Raw genomic sequence first — 15,057 nt, 5'->3', positions numbered from 1 at the left:
CCTTGTGGGCGAACTTTTATTCTATCACTAAATTTTGGATTTTGATACGCCCCGTCGTTCTGGTACTGGCAAGGGTGGTTAACGCTACCACACCTGCCAGTATCAGCGGACAAAGTAGATACACTACCACTGGTTGCACAACAAATCTAATACGGGAAGCCCCCATGCTGGCAAACATAAAGCCTGCTAGATTCTGTCCTAAGGTGGCCGCTGCCAAAGTCCCTATTACTACTCCTACCACCAATACCAGCAGGGTACGGAAGACATACTGTCTGGCAAGATCTTTTCTCTGGAAACCAAGGAAGGTCAAGATCGATAATTCATGAGCTTCTTTGGCTGTCAACATCCGCAAAAACAGGGCCGTAATAAGTACCGCCACCGCAGCGGAAAGCAATGCTGCCAGTACAACCACCATCCTTAGCTGAGAAATGGTTGAGCCAAAGGTTTGGGCGATATAACTATCGATATGAGTAACCTTAGCCGGTGCAAACACCTCGGCGTACTCTGCCACCTTTTCTGTACGGTCAATCCCCTCATTCAAATCAAGGTAGACGAGATACCACTGCACATCTTCTGCCCTCCAGGGAAGAGACGCCTTTGCCGTACGCCCGCCATTGGTTAAATCCTGATAAATACCACTCACCGTAAGCGTTCGCGGACGATCTTCCACCAGTAGCGTCAGACTATCCCCGACCGCAACCTCCAAATCCTGGGCATTCAGCTGCGAAAGAGCAATCTCATTCTCTGTCTGAGGTGCTTTGCCGTCTAAATAATCAATGGCATACTGGCTAAAATCACCAATCTGCACATTTCTTAAGGTACTTGTCTCTCCATCTGTTACGAGCGGATAAGCTGCCGTCACGTAGGGAGCAAAATGCTCCACATCCTCATCACTAGAAAGCGCCTTCAGCATTTCCGTATATCGCTGTTCGACACCCTCTGTGCGCCGCAAGTCGATTTGCACGTCGCTTTGTCCCATACCCATATAGTTGATAAAGTTAGGTGCTTGCACCGTGGTCAGTAAATTAATAGGTACAATAAACAAGAAGACACACAGAATAAATACAAAGCACAAAAGTCCATAGCTCCCGAAGCTTCGCAAAACTTCACGCGCACCTAACCGTAGGTTGAGCCAACGCATAGGTCGTTTGTACAGAGGCCAGAATCCCGCTCGTAACTTCCCGCTAGCACTACCACCGGCCCGCAAAGCTTCCACTGCGGAGATCCGGCGGAAACGCCGCAAAACAAGGCGGCAAAACATCATCACAATCCCATAAACAGCCACTGTCCCTAATACAGGCAAGATGATTGTTAAGGGGCTCACCTCCACTTTGCCCATATAAAGAGTAATATTCGCTGTAAACACTTTCCCTAAAGGCAGAGAGAGTACAAAGCCCAATAGGCAGGCTAGCCCTGCCATCACACGATACTTGAGTAGATACAAGCCGCGAATGTCTTTGCTTTTAATGCCAATCGCCTTCATAACGCCAATCTCACGCGTGTCCTCTTCCATGTTCGCTAGCAATGTCAGTCGCAGACAAAGTAGAGCAACTGTGATAATTAGTAGGCTAACCAAGATAACTAACGCGGCTACAAGGCCGTCGGTTAGGGCATTCATTAGTTTCAGCAATCCTGCCGTGATGGCCGTGTCCTTCTGCGGAAGTCCCGCTGACTGATATACCCGCTCAAACTCGCCCACGTCCACACCCTCGGCTAGCTGAAACTCAATCAAGTATTCCTCTGAGCCTGTGTGTGCACGTAACTCGGTAAAATCCGCTTCACTGACTACGAACCGCTTGGAACTAATCAAAGAAGGATTCATTTGGGCATCTCGTACAAAGGCGATAATGCGAAACTCTTTTCGATACTGGCCATCTACTACTTCCAGAGTATCGCCAATGGCAAGATCATCACGCTGAAGATAGTAGATAGGCACCGCGATTTCGCCATCCTTTGGTCTTACCACCTGATTATCTAAATCTAATAAAAAGTCAAACTCTTCATTCTGACGCACAAACCCGTTTTCCATTACGCTATTCGTAGCTGGTTGGCGACCGGCAAAAGCAAGATTTGCATTGTCGATATTTAGCATCTCTACTGTCTGTTGAGATGTTACCATCGATGTTTGCTCTGCAAACCTATCAATGGCGCCTTGGTCAAAATCACCGGTATGCATTTGTATGAAATCCGGTGCTGCTGCCTGGGAAAACAAAGCATCTACGGCACCCGTCATTTCTGTTACAATCCGTACCGCACCTGACACCAATAAGGACGCGATGAGAATAAAACAGAACAGGGTCAACGTCACTATTTTATTGCGGGCAAGGTCTTTACGTATAATTCTTCCAGTCATTTCATGCTCCTTCTAATTTTCTTCAAGTCCCTTTACAGCTCTGCTTTGGTAGAGGACCAATGCTGTAATACACAGCAAAAACCCAGCCAAAATAATCAGCAAACCCGTACCCCGACCACTGCCAACACCGATGATTTTGCCGATGCTATCAGTCAAAACACCACCCTCTACTAGCATTGGGGTAAACAAATAGTCAGCAAGCACGCCGCAAAGTAGATAGGCTACCACGTAGCCAAGCTGTGAGACGATGCCAATGATACCCCAAGCACGTCCTTGCAGTGAATTATCAATATTGGTACGCAGTAGATAATCTAGCGCCGTATTGGCAAAGGGCAGCATCGCAAAGAACAGAAAACCGGATACGGTAATCAAAAAGATATTTTCCTGTAAACCAAAACCAGCCATAAATATTCCGGCAAAGAACAGGGAAAGGGCAAGCATTTTTACATAGCCTTTTTTAAAGGTAGCGACACCGATAAGTAGACTGGTAACAAGCATTCCTGACGCTGCAATGGACTCTAGTCTTCCTAAGGTAGCACTATCGGCAAAGGAAAGGATAAGCGGCGTAAAAAGCGTCTGTATAAAACCAATCGCAAAGGTGATTACCATGCTTAGTAACACCAACGACCGAACACCGTTATTTTGTGATACCGCCTCCCATCCCTTCTTAAGCTCACCGAAGAAGGTACCGCTTCTCTCCTGCTTCTTTGTGCTAATTTGTCTGCGCACAGCCAACGTAGTCACAACTGTCAACAAAAGCGTACAGATATCAATAACCAATAACAGCTTTATATTTGTGATGGCGAGTAAGTACCCGGCGATGAATGGTGAGAGCAAATACTTGGCAGATCCTGCTATTTGGACAAGGCCACTTGCCTTACTATATTGCTCCTCGGTCAAAAGATCCGTCACTGTAGCCTTATATGCCGGCTCTAGTAATGAGGAAAAGATTGAACTGATGGTAACGCCCACGCAGATTTGCCAAAGCTGCGCCCCACCATTTGCCATACAAATAAGAATGAATACCAGACCGATTGCCGAAAGCCCGTCGCCTGCCACCATCAATAGGCGTCGGTCGTAACGGTCAGCCAGCACACCGGCCACAGGTGACAGCAACAGCCCTGGCAGAAAAGCCAATAGGGTAACAAAAGCCATCTGTGAGGCCATGCCCGTTTGCTGATAAATATATACGCCCAAACCAAAAGAGGTTAGGCCGCTACCGATGGCCGCTACAAATTGCCCCGACCATAACAAAAGAAATTTACTAAATGCTTTATTCGTATTATCCACTTTATCCCTTTCTACATCGGCTTTAGATTCTTGTTTAACTGATCAACCATCCCAGAAAGACGACTGGTGCGACCCGCCTCCGTCTTCGCATCAAGATACCATCACTTGTAGTTGCATTTGTATTTAACCACTCTCTAAATTCTTCTCGCGAAGCAAACTGTAGTTGCGTTGACAATCTGTCCACCTCCTAATTCCTTATCCCTTCCGTCTAACGTAGCGGCCTTTTTCTTGGTCGAACAAAACAAAGTCAGAGGCTAACAGCGCTTTTTCAGAAGCCTTGTTTTTAGGATCTATATCTGCTGTCACACGGCGCGCATCTGGGAAAGAAAAAATGGTATCCACCAATAGGGTAATCATCGCTTTTCCCAGCCCCTTCCCAATATATGCCTCTTCTCCTATCAGGTAATCAATTCCATAGGAGCCTTCTAGCGGTAGCGTGCCAAAGTCCTCATCGCCACTGTCTTCGCATTTGTAGTACTGACAAAGGCCAATCGGCTGACCTTGCCAAGTCGCAATAAGGTGAGTTAACCACTGGAATTCTCCTCTGCGCTCTTTCATTTCATATAACCAGTCATTTATAGTAATTCCCATATGGGGAATTTCATACCACCTTTTAACATGTTCTTTGTTGAGCCACTTTTCCACAAGCGGCTGATCGGTATCCTCTAGCATTCTGAATTCTAGCATCCGTTTGCCTCCTCTTTTTGTTCGTCCATATATCTTCTGATTTCACCAGACGTCAGTTTTCACACCTGGGTGTTGTCATACTCTTGGTATTCTCCCCTAGTAAAGACTGGCGTCATGTTCTTACACGTTTTTCCCTTGTTCTTTTTTAAATATAGTTCGAACTCCTCGTTATCAGTAAAAATTTTATAGGATACTCGTCCCTTTTCGTTTCTGATTTCATATATTCCACATGCTCGCTTCGTTGTATAATCGGCCGTACGCAAATATAGTTTAGCTATTTCCTGTGTTTTAAAAGGAAAGTTCCACCGCTGTAAGTTTCGCTTGGGGTCATGTTCAATGCATATACATCTGCCACAACTACCACAAATATACTGGGTATGATTTTTCAAGCAGTCCTCAGGATTTAATAGCGATGTAATTCTACTTTTTTCAACATAACACTCTTTACACATTTTCATTCACACCTTTCTCCTTACAAAAAATTGCAGCTGGTTATTGATATATGAACAACAGCAAATAACGCGGCGAAAGCAAATGCAAAGATATTCCTTTGCCGCCACGACGTTAGAAGAAAAAATGCCGACGGAAAGACCGCCATGCCGACAAGTGATATGCCATTAAAGTTCCCTGTAAAATACGCTATCCAGAGTACATAGTATGCCAGCAACGAACAGATTGCCGCTATTGTTACGACACGATTTCGTATTGGTGTATTCTTGTTGATGACACCACACAGAGCTATCATAAGCCCAAAACGTCCAATGTTCTCCAGAAAATTCAAAAACGTAACACCAGCAGAATTGTTCCCCAAAACATCGTTTGGTGGTGCACCAAACAGGTACATTAAATTGGGAAGCATAACGAGCACAACCGCAATCACTCCAACCCTTGATAAACCTAACCTATAATTTTTCATCATAATCTCATTTTTCCTTGTTTATATATTGGCACCAATTAACAACAAAATACATATAACGGCTACAAAGCGAAACCTCACATCCAATAGTAGCCATATATAACTGATTAAAAGGTATATTAACATACTTATCGTAGACGTATTCATCCTCATCCCCCTTACCGACAAATGATACGAAAAGTGACTTCTCTCTTTTCTACCGTTACTACTCCTTCATACTCACCGGCCTTCAATCCCTTAATGGACGTTAAACTCCCTTGAGAATTATATTGCTTCTCTTGTACCTGACTATCATCAGCAAGAATATCTAGCTTTGCCTGTTCAATCAACTCCTCATCACCCTCGACAAATAACGCTGGTGATAGCGACAACAACTCTTCTTCATTAAGTCTAAAACTTTCACTCTTGATGCTAAGACCATCTTTTGTTTGTCCAGATAGGCTACCTCCTAGGAGGCCCACGGCAACGCCAAGTAGAACGATTAGACACGTGGTTTTAAGATAACAAAACAAATTCTTATTCTCAGATATCATCTCTTAAAGCTCCTGGATTTTTCCTGCTTGTATCGCCGGCAGCTTTTGCTGAATCTTCTCAAAAGGCCAGTCCCACCATTTACTTTCTACAAGCGTAGCAATCGTACTTTCGTCAAAGCGCTTGCGAATTTCCTTTGCTGGCACCCCGCCAACAATCGTATATGGTGGCACATCTTTCGTAACCACCGCTCGCGCTCCGATAATGGCGCCGTCACCAATATGCACACTAATATGCTCAGAGAGAGTACGAGCGTACTGCATAATCTTCTGTAAATCTTCTACACAGTTCTTAGCGTCACAGAGGCGATCCTCTTCCTTTCGCTCTCCGTGTTCTGGCAAATCAAAGCTAAGAACCTGATAGCCTCTTTCCACCGCCAACTCTGCTACTATAGTAATTGCCACATCTGTCTTATGGGACTGATTCCCATGGACCACAATCAATAAGTTGTCCGTTTTCGGTCCCCACAAAACAGATGGTATATTTTCAATTGTTAAATTCTGTCTTCCCATTATGTCTCTCCCTTATAACTACACTTGTTTTCATTCAAAAATATTATATACCACACTGGCTTATAATATCAACTACATTTGTTTTCTTTATCGCCTTATGCTAAAATTATAATTATCAAAAGTAACAATTGGAGGTGCCAGGATGGCTATTATACCGCATATCACCGAAAGCGAATGGCTTATTATGCATGAACTATGGAAGGAGTCTCCCTTAACGGCTGCCCAACTCGTCGAACGAGTACAGGCGCAAAAAGGGCTCGTTGCCACTACCATCAAGACACTACTACGACGCTTAATAAGCAAAAGCGCTGTTCGTTTTACTATCGATGAGAATAACGCTAAGCTCTATTATTATTTCCCTAACGTAACGGAAGAAGAATGTATCGAAAAGCAAAGCAAGCATTTCCTATCTCTCTATTACGGTGGGAATGTCAACAAAATGTTGGCTACCTTTGTGGATGATTCTCAGCTCTCCGGTGAAGAAATCGACCAACTAAAAGATTTACTAGATGCCAAAAAGAAAACCCTGGAGGAAGAATAGTATGCTGGACTTATTCTTCTTTTTGTTGTCTTCTTTAATGGTGTATTCATTGCTTGTCTGTGTTTACAGCGCCCTACTATACGGCGTAATTTTCGTAGTTAAAAAAATCTTGGCAAACCACCTATCCGTCCGGGCAAGCTATTTTAGCTGGTACGCTTTACTGCTTAGCTTTCCGCTGGCCGGTGGCAGCTGGAATGATCCCCTTAAGTTAGCACTCTATGGCAGCCTATCGTCTGGTTTTAGAGTACAGCTTATCTGTAAAACCATTATTTTACTGTGGGTCATCGCTGTGGCGATTCAGCTGTTGCCAACTTTTACCAGCTCTCGCTCCCTAAAGCGCGCTGGCAAATGCCTTCCGGCCTTTAAAGATTCCAGTAATTTACTAGCAAAAGCAGAAGACGTACTGGGTCTTAAAACGAGACGTATTCGCGTACAGATCGCTGATTTCATCCCCTCGCCAATCTCCTTCGGGGTGATTACAAAGACGATTTTGCTACCTGCCGACTACGAAGATCGTTATACCGAAAAGGAGCTTTACACCTTGCTGCTCCATGAGCTAACCCACATTAAAAACCACGATACTATTAAGCTCTTTTTAATCAGCTATGGCGAGTGCTTTTTCTGGACCCTTCGCCCTCTAGCCAAATACTTTCGCCGGGATACAGAACTCTTCTGCGATAACCAAGTTCTCGGACTTGGTGTGGCGAATCAAGTATCCTATGGGGAACTGCTTGTGAAAGAATGCTCCGGTGAGGGCTCTCTTAAAGGTCTCGCCTTTTCTGACTCCTACCTAACCTTAAAGTACCGAATCGATGGCTTGTTTAAATACCAACCGGAAAGAAATAAAATCACCTGCTGGGCTGCGGTAATAATTCTCATTCCGCTGTTGGCGCTCGTCTACTCCTACTTCCAACCAGCCTCTTGGCTCACTCTCGATTCCGAATATAACACCAAATTTGAAGTACGGGTCGAGCACTATGATCCACTTTATGATGAAGTTATCTGGACAGACGCTACGGATTTACTCCTAACGCCCCAGACCATCGTCGATGGTGAATTTGTGGAAAAAAGTTCCTCCGCCTTGGAGCAATCCGCTGAATATGAACAGTTGCAGGAAGCATTTGAAGTAGTGGATAACGAACTTGTGATTGATACCCGTGCGCTAAAGGAAGTGCTTCAGCCTCTACTTGAGCTAGAGTATCCTATTACCCACGTTATCTTCCGTTCCCCCAATATAATGATTGACACTTGCCGAGCGCCCATTGAACGATTCAAAGGACAAACGTCAAGTGCCAAAGATTACGTAGTCGAGATTAAGACTCTTACCGATATGAAAGAAAAGGATGGTCTCTACCGTATCCCCCTTGAAAACCGGGGCTTCGAAGAGAACTTGTATTTATTTATTGCTCGCTTTCTTTAGAAATCTTGCTTATTTTATCAAAGGGAAAGATTCGTACTTGGGCTTTTCCTACTAAATCTGCCTTGGTCTTAACCCCCACTCGGGGGTTACGGCTATCCATACTATTGTTCCGGTTATCCCCAAGAACGAAGTACTCGTCCTCTCCTAGGGTAAGCGGCTGATAAGCCAAGTCCCCTTCTGATAACGGATTAATCGGTTCCAATCCATATACATCTGTGGTGAGCTGTTCGCCGTTGATATACACGTAACCGCCCATAATCTGAATCGTCTCACCGGGCATACCAATCACCCGCTTGATATAATTTGCCTTTTTATCGGTCTCGGAGGGCGGAGGAAAAATCACAACATCGTATCGTTTTGGCTCTCCCAAACGATAACTGAACTTAGTAACAATTAGCTGGTCCCCGTCAGAAATCGTACTTTCCATCGACTGCCCAATAACTGGCGTGCGCATCCCGATAAACGTAACGATAAACCACGAAGCAAATGCTAATATAGCAATATAAAGGGCCCACTCGAACAAACCCCAGTCATCTGATGTCTTCATTTTCTTCATAACTTTTACCCTCTTTCTAGCAGTGAGCTATGCCACTACTGGTCTTCACTAAATAGAAATTCGCTCTCCCAATCAAACTTAGCCGATTCCTCAATACTCTTCGGCCAATGACTACACCACGCTGGCACACCTGGTGTTTCCACCCGGTCAAGACTTGGTGTATACGGCTTAATATCCAGTACCGGCGAACCGTCATTGGCATCAATATAACCAATGTGAATCATACCATTCTCATAATCGATATGAATAACCTCAACAGTTGTAAGTGCAAGCGGATTGGGACGAACCGGTGAGCGTGTCGCAAAGATCCCCATCACCTTTGGCGCCTGCGCATACGGCTGTGGTACCTCTAGCACCGCTCTTGCCTCTTCACTATCAAAGTCACTAAACCACCAAACTACATTTAAATGACTAAAGCCTTCTAATGCCTGAAGCGCCGGGAGATACTCCCTCTTCACTTCAATTGACATTCCTTTCTCGTTCACATGAACCGTTCCAATGGGACTTACCTGAAATTTCTGCATGATTCTACCTCCGTAAAATGATTTTTATGTTTCCCTTTCAGATTAATCCCTAACACCGTGTGAGAGTCAAGATGACATATCTCGCTTTTTTAACGCTACTTGAATCTCGGTTAAATACTTCTCTGGATTTTCCTCGTTCCATGGTCCCCGGTGCACAATCTGTCTGCTGCCACCTGCCATTTCGTACTGATTATGCTCGGACAACCAATTCGCAAAGGCTAAATACGCTTTTGCAATATTGGTGAACTCACCATACACCATGGTAGAAGCCATATAAGGCACCGGCTCTGTCATGCGAAAAGCAAAGTCCCCTTCACTTTCGCCTACAGAAGTAGTTTGTGCACACACCTCCACATCTACCTCCGTTTCTTTATACTCCGTATCGTGATAGATGGAAAAGGTATTATTCGATATGACAAGTTGCCTCTCCTCGGCAAAGGCTGATAGCTCTTTCCACAACTGTCCCTCTCCGTAATAATCAGGAATCACCCTCCTTATAGAAACCACTTGGTAGCTGGGAATATCTTTAATCGAGACATTGTAATGAATCTGAATTTTGTCTCGATTAATATCCGCTTTCGCTAGCTTTATTTTCGCAAGCCTCTGCTGCTCCTCTTGAATGTTCTGCTCTATTTCCCGACTCTTTTGCTCAAGCTGCTCGGTTACAAAAGCATCGTTCCACTTACTCATTACCACCGCAATTTCCGAGATATTAAAGCCTACATCTCGCAGAAAAACAATCTTGTTAAGCACCGGTATCTGTTCTACCGAGTATAGCCGATACCCTGTAAACGGATCGACTTGCTCCGGTTTTAACAGTCCGACCTCGTCGTAATACCGTAGCATCCTTATCGATACCTGTGTCAATTTGGAAAATTCTCCTATTTTAAACACTGCTCGCTTCCCTACTTTCCTTTTCCTGACTGACCTTTATTCCATAAAAAAACATATCTAAGGCATATTCATAGCTACTCTCCACACTCGAAGGGTGGGAAAAACCATGGTGGCTCTCCACACTGGCAAAGCCGTGAGCAAGGCTTCTAACTGTACGAATAATATGGGAAGCCTCTAACTCGGTAGTACCAACGCCCTCAGCGATATCGCAGACTAGCTGTACCACTTCAGAAAAAAGCGAATCCCTTTCCACGCCAGAGTTGATATTCATCCACTGGATGGTTTCATACAGTCCTGCATGCTCCCTTGCAAAGCGAATATAGCAGCGTCCCATCTCCTTTAAAGCATCAATTCCCGTTCGCCCCCTGGTCGCCTTCACCAGATTATCACGGGCTAGCTCCATGGCATAAGTAGACACCATCTCTTTAAGGTCTGATAAATTATCGATGTGATTATAAAGAGAAGGCGAACGTACCCCTAAGCGTTCACTTATTTCCTTTAGTGTGACCTTGTCAAATCCTAGCTCATCCGTAATCTCTGCCGCCACCTTGACCACTGTCTCGGTATCCAAACCCTTTCGTGACATTTCACTTCTCCTAATCTTATCTCATTTTCAAACTAATCCGATTAGTTTAATCATACACGAATCCATTTCTTCTTGTCAATATTCATTATTATGCATTGCAAAAAAATCAAACAAGGTGTAGGATAGTGGCGTAACTACATAAAGGCGAAGATCAAAACACGACCCGGCTGGTAGTCCGGGTGCAGATATACCTGTCAGTAACCGTGCCTCCTTGGCTGTCCATTCTTTGCTAGAAAAACCAAGGAGGTTTTGCTATGCAAAAAATAGAGTGCAAATTGACGGTATTTTTCGATGATCCCTTTTGGATTGGTGTGTATGAGCGCATTATCGATGGACAATTAGAAGCCAGTAAGATAACCTTTGGCCCCGAGCCAAAAGACTATGAAGTCTACGACTATCTTCTGAAAAATCTAAATAAGCTTAGGCTTAGTCCACCGGTAAAGGCCGACAACAAGTCGACTGCCCTTATAAACCCCAAGCGAAGACAGCGGGCCATCAAAAAGCAGCTAGAAAACAAAGGTACCGGTACGAAAGCCCAGCAAGCGCTAAAGCTTCAGCAGGCCGAGGGAAAGGAAGCTCGGAAAAAGAAATCACGTTGGCTGCGAGAACAGGAAAAAGAACGGCAATTCCTTGCTAAGCAGGAAAAGAAAAAGCAAAAGCATAAAGGCCATTAAGCCGTAAGTAAAAAGAGTTTCGAAAGACCTATTTTCCTGGTCCTTCGAAACTCTTTTTTATTCTAATATATCCGCTTTCACACTCTCGTTATATCCTGAGTATATGTCAAGTTCCGTCTTTTATCTCGAGTATTACAATGTAATATTTTCACCAACAAGTCCCACAAAGGCACCAGAAATCTGAGCCTCTTCATGAGCGATTAGCCACTTATTCTTAGCCGTTGCCAGCTTGTCATCATCTTCTCCTTTTAAAGAGAAGTCAAGATCTGTATTCGTTCCTTTTGGCAAGACCACGACGCAGCGAAAGCCTTGATCTGGAGCTGCATTACAAGGAGCGTAGTGGAGAGTCGTTGCGTATACCTCAACAACCGTTCCGGCTGGTACCAAAAAGGCTTCTACTTTAGCGGTGTCATACTGATAATCTGGAGTTATATCCTGCTGCGCACCGATTAGGAGAATCAAATCTGTTACGGCTACGTTGATTTCCGATGAGCGGTGGTATTCTAACGCATTTAGGGCTAGGTTATTGCCGTTGCAGTAACCGATTTGAATAGGCAGACCGCCATAGCCTCTGTTTTGCAAATCCAAGGCAACGTCTAGGGCTTCTAGGCGCTCATCACCTGGTACATAGATGACATCATCTGGAAGGGGAGTGTGCTCCATCTCCTTTAGAAGCTGAGTACAGTTATAGCCGGTGAGTACCTTTCCGTATTTAGAAAACGCTGGGTCATTTACATTTTGAATTTTCATGTAGAACCTCCTCATATTTTATAATGCCCTCATTATATGCTAAAAAAAGAGTGCCATCGACCCGATACTTGTCATGTTGATGGCACTTTTTTGTGATTTTGTATTTTTATAGGTCACCTTGCTTTTCTATGACTTCGACAATCTGCCAAAGCTCTGGTGTTTTACCTGTCTGTACGTACAAGCTAGCGGCACAATTTGCAAAGCGCAGTCTCGCTTCAGGTGTCAACTTCATGACTGCTGCAAAACAGGATGCTGCATTAAAATGATCCCCTGCTCCTGTGGATTTCACTGGTTGTTCCACAAACCGAGTCGTCTCTGCAAAGAAGCCCTCCTTACAAAAAAGCATCGCCTTTTTGGTAGTGTGAATCAATACCTCATCAATCTGATACTGCACTCTAATCTGGTGCGCAATTTCTGCTAACCTACATTCTTCACCAAAGACCTTCTCTCCTAGCACTTGAGCCTCATTGTCATTTAGGCTTAAGATTGCCGTTCGCTGCTTTGCGTATTTTCCAATTAGCGTTAACACTGCTCGAATCTCTGTCGCTGTTTTGCGCGAAATGTCACACAAATCAAAAAAAGCGAAGCGTTCTTTATCGCAGGCTGTTTCTGCTAACGATTCCTCGTAAGTTCTTTCCCATAAGTATTGGGCAAAAGTCAGCTCACTCCAGTTCACTAAGGCAATAAGATCAGCTGCTGCAAACAATTCCGGAGCCATACCAGCCGTTGCTTCAAACACCATTTCCCATGAATCACGCGGCAAGGTTACCGTCGGTGCAAGCATGACCTTGCCATCATAAAACTCAAGGCAAGTAGATTGTCCCGATGCCGCGAAAGGGTAATACTTTCCTGCTAACTCTTTAAACGGTTCTTCCATGACACCGCCTTCACCCATCATTCCTATGCCAGTCACACATAACCCCAAGGCCGCTGCACCCCGCGACAAAAAAGGCAGATTCCCGCCTAAATGCCGGGACTCTACCTTAAGTTCTATGGAGCAGCTCTTTTCTGCCTTACTGATTAGAAACTCGCCAAACTGACGGATGGTTTCAAACATTTCCACAGGCGAAGACGCGGATGCGCTCTGAGCAACCGGTCGCGCTGTCGTATCAACAAATCCATCATAGCCTGCAACTATCTTTTTTTGATTAATTTCCTCGCCTAGACTTAAGAGTTCTCTCCAATTTTTCATAGCTTTGCCCCTGCCTCTTGATCCACTATAACATAGCAATTCGGATGTTTTTGAAGCACACTCGCCGGCACTTCAGGAGTAATTTGTCCGTAAACTGCCCGATGAATAATATCCGCTTTATGGGCACCATTTGCAATTAAAATCACTTTTTTTGCCGCCATAATCTGAGCGATCCCTTGAGTAATCCCCTGAGTTGGATGAAATTTTTCGCCGAAATATTTTTTCATAACCCTTCTCGTTGTTTCATCTAGCGTTATAATATGAGCATTCCAATCGAAGTCTACCCCAGATTCATTAAAACCCAAATGTCCATTCAAACCAATGCCAAGTACGGAAACATCTAATGGACCGTATTCAGCAATGTAATCATCTAGCTCCTGTCGTTCCTTTTCGATGTCAGTTGCTGCCCCATTAATAAGATGGGTACCGGCAAACGGTTTCTCCAATCGCTCAAAAAGCTGCTGCCGATTAAACAATCCGCAGGAACCTTCATCTGTATCTGCAAGACCTACCCATTCGTCCAACGAAGTATAATGGGTCTTGCTGATATCAACCGCACCGCCATTTACCATTTCCGCAAATCTATGCACCATCAAAAGTGGCGTATCCCCGCCGGGGAAACTAATCAACCCTCCGGGATTTTCTTTGATGCTCTGGGCTACTGACTCAGCCGCTTTCTGACTCATCTCTTCGTAATCTTTACATACCACTACTTTCATAACACCCTCCTAGTCAACCATCCCAATTATTCGCAGATACTCTTGGTTGCGTTTTGCTGCTGCAAACGCCTGCTCCGTGGTTGCACGAGGCATATCCTGTTCGATTACACCGACCCCCTCATAGCCGATTTCGTCAAGAACTGACTTTAGCTCTCGATAGTCGATAATCCCCTCTGCCAAATCACACATCACATCAATATCAAAAGCCGTATCTGAATCAATATGTTCACGGCGCACCTTATCTAGTATATTGTAGTCAACGTTTTTAAAGTGTAAGTACTTAATCCGTTTTGGGTGCTTTCTAATGAATGTGACTGCGCTTTTTTCGCCTCTACTTCCGTCACCGTTCACATAGGCGTGGTGTCCAGTATCAAAGCAAAGATTTAACCCTGTATACTCCAGCAAACGAATAATCTCTTCTTCCGTTTCAATCATACTCTTGATATGTGGATGATAAACCACTTCAATACCATATTCCTCCCTAGTAAAGCGCCCCATCTGCGCTATCTTTTCCAAGAAGTCATGCCATTGTTCGGCTGTAAAATGCTCTTTCTTTTCACTGTAAAGTCCCACGTCCGACTCATCCATTGCCACCAGATATTTTGCATCAAATGCCTTAATCCGCTTACACAATGCCTCTAATCGGGGACGGAAGGTAGCAAAACTAGCTTCCTGGTCGAACTGGTAACACGCAGTTCCAGCACAAATCGATAGCGCCCTTGCTTCTAACTCCTCACGCAGTTTCCCGGCGTCAGTCGGAAGGTACCCGTCTGGTCCCAGCTCAAGCGACTGATAACCAGCGGCCGCCGCCTGGTCGAGAAAAGTCTCATACGGCGTTCCCGAAGGAGTTCCGTCAGCCCACCAAACGCCCCATGAACACGGCGCTGTTGCACTTATAATACGACTCATAGC

Annotated in this window: 18 protein-coding genes and 1 pseudogene; 3 read left to right on the top strand and 16 right to left on the bottom strand. The window is 44.6% G+C overall.

All coding sequences use genetic code 11. The annotated features are described in order from the left end of the window. Nucleotides 1–16 precede the first annotated feature (16 nt). From NHH16_RS04620 to NHH16_RS15765, 8 genes and pseudogenes are all read right to left on the bottom strand, one after another. Nucleotides 17–2,353: an ABC transporter permease gene (locus NHH16_RS04620; protein ID WP_262068438.1), complete on the bottom strand. Its 2,337-nt coding sequence runs from the start codon at nucleotides 2,351–2,353 to the stop codon at nucleotides 17–19. 12 nt (nucleotides 2,354–2,365) lie between these two features. Further along, the gene (locus NHH16_RS04615; RefSeq protein ID WP_262068437.1) at nucleotides 2,366–3,643 is read right to left on the bottom strand and encodes an MFS transporter; all 1,278 of its coding nucleotides are present in this window, start codon (nucleotides 3,641–3,643) and stop codon (nucleotides 2,366–2,368) included. Between the two features lie 34 nt (nucleotides 3,644–3,677). Continuing rightward, a complete protein-coding gene (locus tag NHH16_RS04610) occupies nucleotides 3,678–3,818 on the bottom strand; it encodes a hypothetical protein (RefSeq protein ID WP_262068436.1) in 141 nt (46 codons plus the stop codon). 20 nt (nucleotides 3,819–3,838) lie between these two features. Further along, entirely contained in the window at nucleotides 3,839–4,330 is a 492-nt protein-coding gene (locus NHH16_RS04605; protein ID WP_262068435.1) for an acetyltransferase, read from the bottom strand. 59 nt (nucleotides 4,331–4,389) lie between these two features. Next, on the bottom strand, nucleotides 4,390–4,782 hold the full coding sequence (locus NHH16_RS04600) for a hypothetical protein (RefSeq protein WP_262068487.1): 393 nt from the start codon (nucleotides 4,780–4,782) through the stop codon (nucleotides 4,390–4,392). A gap of 20 nt (nucleotides 4,783–4,802) precedes the next feature. Beyond that, the gene (locus NHH16_RS04595) at nucleotides 4,803–5,249 is read right to left on the bottom strand and encodes a hypothetical protein (protein ID WP_262068434.1); all 447 of its coding nucleotides are present in this window, start codon (nucleotides 5,247–5,249) and stop codon (nucleotides 4,803–4,805) included. Nucleotides 5,250–5,404: 155 nt separating this feature from the next. Then, complete coding sequence (locus NHH16_RS04590; protein WP_262068433.1) at nucleotides 5,405–5,779, bottom strand: hypothetical protein; 375 nt, start codon at nucleotides 5,777–5,779, stop codon at nucleotides 5,405–5,407. 3 nt (nucleotides 5,780–5,782) lie between these two features. Beyond that, a pseudogene (locus NHH16_RS15765) lies at nucleotides 5,783–6,004 on the bottom strand (LbetaH domain-containing protein); the annotation flags it as partial. Nucleotides 6,005–6,431: 427 nt separating this feature from the next. Here NHH16_RS15765 and NHH16_RS04580 point away from each other — a divergent pair. Both NHH16_RS04580 and NHH16_RS04575 read left to right on the top strand, forming a co-directional pair. Further along, nucleotides 6,432–6,830: a BlaI/MecI/CopY family transcriptional regulator gene (locus tag NHH16_RS04580; RefSeq protein ID WP_262068431.1), complete on the top strand. Its 399-nt coding sequence runs from the start codon at nucleotides 6,432–6,434 to the stop codon at nucleotides 6,828–6,830. Nucleotide 6,831: 1 nt separating this feature from the next. Continuing rightward, nucleotides 6,832–8,250, top strand: a complete 1,419-nt coding sequence (locus tag NHH16_RS04575) for a M56 family metallopeptidase (protein ID WP_262068430.1) — start codon at nucleotides 6,832–6,834, stop codon at nucleotides 8,248–8,250. On the opposite strand, the gene lepB is transcribed toward NHH16_RS04575, so the two are convergent. From lepB to NHH16_RS04555, 4 genes are all read right to left on the bottom strand, one after another. Continuing rightward, nucleotides 8,231–8,806: a signal peptidase I gene (lepB, locus tag NHH16_RS04570; RefSeq protein WP_262068429.1), complete on the bottom strand. Its 576-nt coding sequence runs from the start codon at nucleotides 8,804–8,806 to the stop codon at nucleotides 8,231–8,233. The two genes, NHH16_RS04575 and lepB, sit on opposite strands and share 20 nt — an antisense overlap. A gap of 35 nt (nucleotides 8,807–8,841) precedes the next feature. Beyond that, nucleotides 8,842–9,330 (bottom strand): tRNA (N6-threonylcarbamoyladenosine(37)-N6)-methyltransferase TrmO, encoded by a 489-nt coding sequence (gene tsaA / locus NHH16_RS04565; RefSeq protein WP_262068428.1) that lies wholly within the window; start codon nucleotides 9,328–9,330, stop codon nucleotides 8,842–8,844. Between the two features lie 66 nt (nucleotides 9,331–9,396). Next, nucleotides 9,397–10,224: a MerR family transcriptional regulator gene (locus NHH16_RS04560; protein ID WP_262068427.1), complete on the bottom strand. Its 828-nt coding sequence runs from the start codon at nucleotides 10,222–10,224 to the stop codon at nucleotides 9,397–9,399. Beyond that, nucleotides 10,217–10,810: a TetR/AcrR family transcriptional regulator gene (locus NHH16_RS04555; RefSeq protein WP_262068426.1), complete on the bottom strand. Its 594-nt coding sequence runs from the start codon at nucleotides 10,808–10,810 to the stop codon at nucleotides 10,217–10,219. Before NHH16_RS04555 ends, NHH16_RS04560 begins: the two co-directional genes overlap by 8 nt. Nucleotides 10,811–11,064: 254 nt before the next feature. Between NHH16_RS04555 and NHH16_RS04550 the strand changes: the two genes are divergently transcribed. Beyond that, the gene (locus NHH16_RS04550) at nucleotides 11,065–11,484 is read left to right on the top strand and encodes a YjdF family protein (RefSeq protein ID WP_262068425.1); all 420 of its coding nucleotides are present in this window, start codon (nucleotides 11,065–11,067) and stop codon (nucleotides 11,482–11,484) included. A 132-nt stretch (nucleotides 11,485–11,616) separates the two neighbouring features. On the opposite strand, the gene NHH16_RS04545 is transcribed toward NHH16_RS04550, so the two are convergent. The 4 genes from NHH16_RS04545 to NHH16_RS04530 all read right to left on the bottom strand — a co-directional run bounded on the left by NHH16_RS04545 (nucleotide 11,617) and on the right by NHH16_RS04530 (nucleotide 15,054). Next, nucleotides 11,617–12,234 (bottom strand): DUF4867 family protein, encoded by a 618-nt coding sequence (locus tag NHH16_RS04545; protein ID WP_262068424.1) that lies wholly within the window; start codon nucleotides 12,232–12,234, stop codon nucleotides 11,617–11,619. A gap of 106 nt (nucleotides 12,235–12,340) precedes the next feature. Beyond that, on the bottom strand, nucleotides 12,341–13,426 hold the full coding sequence (locus NHH16_RS04540; RefSeq protein ID WP_262068423.1) for a carbohydrate kinase family protein: 1,086 nt from the start codon (nucleotides 13,424–13,426) through the stop codon (nucleotides 12,341–12,343). Further along, on the bottom strand, nucleotides 13,423–14,145 hold the full coding sequence (locus tag NHH16_RS04535; RefSeq protein ID WP_262068422.1) for a glucosamine-6-phosphate deaminase: 723 nt from the start codon (nucleotides 14,143–14,145) through the stop codon (nucleotides 13,423–13,425). Before NHH16_RS04535 ends, NHH16_RS04540 begins: the two co-directional genes overlap by 4 nt. Nucleotides 14,146–14,154: 9 nt before the next feature. Next, complete coding sequence (locus NHH16_RS04530; protein WP_262068421.1) at nucleotides 14,155–15,054, bottom strand: sugar phosphate isomerase/epimerase family protein; 900 nt, start codon at nucleotides 15,052–15,054, stop codon at nucleotides 14,155–14,157. Nucleotides 15,055–15,057 lie beyond the last annotated feature (3 nt).

This window comes from Ohessyouella blattaphilus, assembly GCF_024721265.1.
GTDB lineage: Bacteria > Bacillota > Clostridia > Lachnospirales > Lachnospiraceae > Aequitasia > Aequitasia blattaphilus_A.
This window is presented reverse-complemented; position numbering and strand designations above follow the sequence as displayed.

What these genes read in the sequence shown, in the direction of transcription:
- NHH16_RS04590 (WP_262068433.1), bottom strand. Translation starts at nt 5,779, where the DNA reads ATGATATCTGAGAATAAGAATTTGTTTTGTTATCTTAAAACCACGTGT.
- NHH16_RS04540 (WP_262068423.1), bottom strand. Translation starts at nt 13,426, where the DNA reads ATGAAAAATTGGAGAGAACTCTTAAGTCTAGGCGAGGAAATTAATCAA.
- NHH16_RS04545 (WP_262068424.1), bottom strand. Translation starts at nt 12,234, where the DNA reads ATGAAAATTCAAAATGTAAATGACCCAGCGTTTTCTAAATACGGAAAG.
- NHH16_RS04595 (WP_262068434.1), bottom strand. Translation starts at nt 5,249, where the DNA reads ATGATGAAAAATTATAGGTTAGGTTTATCAAGGGTTGGAGTGATTGCG.
- NHH16_RS04550 (WP_262068425.1), top strand. Translation starts at nt 11,065, where the DNA reads ATGCAAAAAATAGAGTGCAAATTGACGGTATTTTTCGATGATCCCTTT.
- NHH16_RS04555 (WP_262068426.1), bottom strand. Translation starts at nt 10,810, where the DNA reads ATGTCACGAAAGGGTTTGGATACCGAGACAGTGGTCAAGGTGGCGGCA.
- NHH16_RS04620 (WP_262068438.1), bottom strand. Translation starts at nt 2,353, where the DNA reads ATGACTGGAAGAATTATACGTAAAGACCTTGCCCGCAATAAAATAGTG.
- NHH16_RS04575 (WP_262068430.1), top strand. Translation starts at nt 6,832, where the DNA reads ATGCTGGACTTATTCTTCTTTTTGTTGTCTTCTTTAATGGTGTATTCA.
- lepB (WP_262068429.1), bottom strand. Translation starts at nt 8,806, where the DNA reads ATGAAGAAAATGAAGACATCAGATGACTGGGGTTTGTTCGAGTGGGCC.
- NHH16_RS04535 (WP_262068422.1), bottom strand. Translation starts at nt 14,145, where the DNA reads ATGAAAGTAGTGGTATGTAAAGATTACGAAGAGATGAGTCAGAAAGCG.
- NHH16_RS04605 (WP_262068435.1), bottom strand. Translation starts at nt 4,330, where the DNA reads ATGCTAGAATTCAGAATGCTAGAGGATACCGATCAGCCGCTTGTGGAA.
- NHH16_RS04580 (WP_262068431.1), top strand. Translation starts at nt 6,432, where the DNA reads ATGGCTATTATACCGCATATCACCGAAAGCGAATGGCTTATTATGCAT.
- NHH16_RS04600 (WP_262068487.1), bottom strand. Translation starts at nt 4,782, where the DNA reads ATGTGTAAAGAGTGTTATGTTGAAAAAAGTAGAATTACATCGCTATTA.
- tsaA (WP_262068428.1), bottom strand. Translation starts at nt 9,330, where the DNA reads ATGCAGAAATTTCAGGTAAGTCCCATTGGAACGGTTCATGTGAACGAG.
- NHH16_RS04530 (WP_262068421.1), bottom strand. Translation starts at nt 15,054, where the DNA reads ATGAGTCGTATTATAAGTGCAACAGCGCCGTGTTCATGGGGCGTTTGG.